The 1,405-nt window shown below is 37.2% G+C and carries 2 protein-coding genes; both read right to left on the bottom strand.

What is annotated here, in order from left to right:
* Positions 1 to 37 precede the first annotated feature (37 nt).
* On the bottom strand, positions 38 to 940 hold the full coding sequence (locus Q0954_RS33890) for an IS3 family transposase (RefSeq protein WP_299466505.1): 903 nt from the start codon (positions 938 to 940) through the stop codon (positions 38 to 40).
* Complete coding sequence (locus tag Q0954_RS33885; RefSeq protein ID WP_299466502.1) at positions 937 to 1,362, bottom strand: helix-turn-helix domain-containing protein; 426 nt, start codon at positions 1,360 to 1,362, stop codon at positions 937 to 939. The genes Q0954_RS33890 and Q0954_RS33885 overlap by 4 nt, the downstream gene beginning before the upstream one ends.
* Positions 1,363 to 1,405: the final 43 nt, after the last annotated feature.

Here is a 1,405-nt window from a genome sequence, read left to right as displayed (position 1 = left end):
TGTCCATGCCTGAAATAGGTTGACCTTGGGTTGACAATTAGACACTTTTGAACAAATTCAATTGATTTGCATTATTCCCAGAATCACTTATTCTGGTAAAAATAGCCATCTCCTTTCTTTGATTTAGGGGTACACCTTTAAGGTGTATCTCAAAATCATTAGGAGTTTCCCCTTTTAGTGCATTATGCGCTCTGTTATTGTAATTTTCCACTGCTTTTTTTAGGTTTTTCTCTAAATCATTAAAATTCCGGATATCCCAATAGCGTAAATACTCATTCTTGATTGTTCCATTGACTCTTTCGATGTGCGCATTCTCTAAAACTTCCCTGCACATGCTAATTCGGATACCAAATTCTGTGAGTAAATGGGTATAATCTTCGCTAATATACTGACTTCCACGATCTGAATGATGAATTAACTGCCTTTCATAATCGGAAATTCCTCTCAAATTCAGCGCTTTTTCCAAAGCAGCTATATTAAGAGAAGCTCTCATATGATCTGCTACGGAATAACCCACGATTTTTCGTGAATACACGTCCATTATGAATACAATATAATAATGTTTACCCTCAAGACTATAGTAGGTAATATCACTGCTCCATACTTGGTTGACATCTGTAAACTTGATTCCTGCCAATAAATTAGGATAACTGTAGCGTTTGTTACCCCAGGTAGTACGTGTAGGATTTCGGCTAACCTGTAAACGTAGTCCTTCCTCCATGCCTATGGCAATAAAAGCATCACGACCAATGCCTTCAGGTTGAAATTGGTTGTACATCTTACGTAATCCCATACCAGGGTGCAACTCACGAACTTGGAGCATTAATCCGATATATAACCAACGCTTGTCCTGAATGAGTTTTTCTCGAGCTAGAGCCTGCGCATGGGCTTGTTTGCTAATGGCACAGAGTAAGTAAAGGTATTTAATCGGAATATTCATTTTGTCTTGGGTGGATTTAAACCATTCGATGACTCTGGTGCGCACTTTTTTTTTAGGTCATACCCGACTTCTTCACTTGCAACCTCCAGAGTTTTAGTTAAATAATCGATTTCTAGTTGCTTTTGCCCTATTATTCGCTCCAATTCTGCCACCTGCTCGAGTAATTGTTGAGTTTTGAACCCTTCACTTTCCATTTGTACTACCAATTTAGTCCCTTTTTCTAAAGTAGAATATTTATAGATCCATTTGTAAACCGAACTCCGGCTCACATCATAAAGATCGCTTATTTGCTGCACTGTCAGTTCTTTTTTTAAGATTTTTTGTACTTTTGAACGCTTAAAATCTGTGCTGAAAACACGAGTTGAATTCCTTCTTTTCTCAAAAATTGGACTTTTTTTAGTTTTATTTTTCTTTAATGACATTGTTTGTTGACTTTGAATGGTCAACCTATATTAGGCACGCACA

It is taken from the genome of uncultured Microscilla sp. (assembly GCF_947493425.1).
Lineage (GTDB): Bacteria > Bacteroidota > Bacteroidia > Cytophagales > Microscillaceae > Microscilla.
This window is presented reverse-complemented; position numbering and strand designations above follow the sequence as displayed.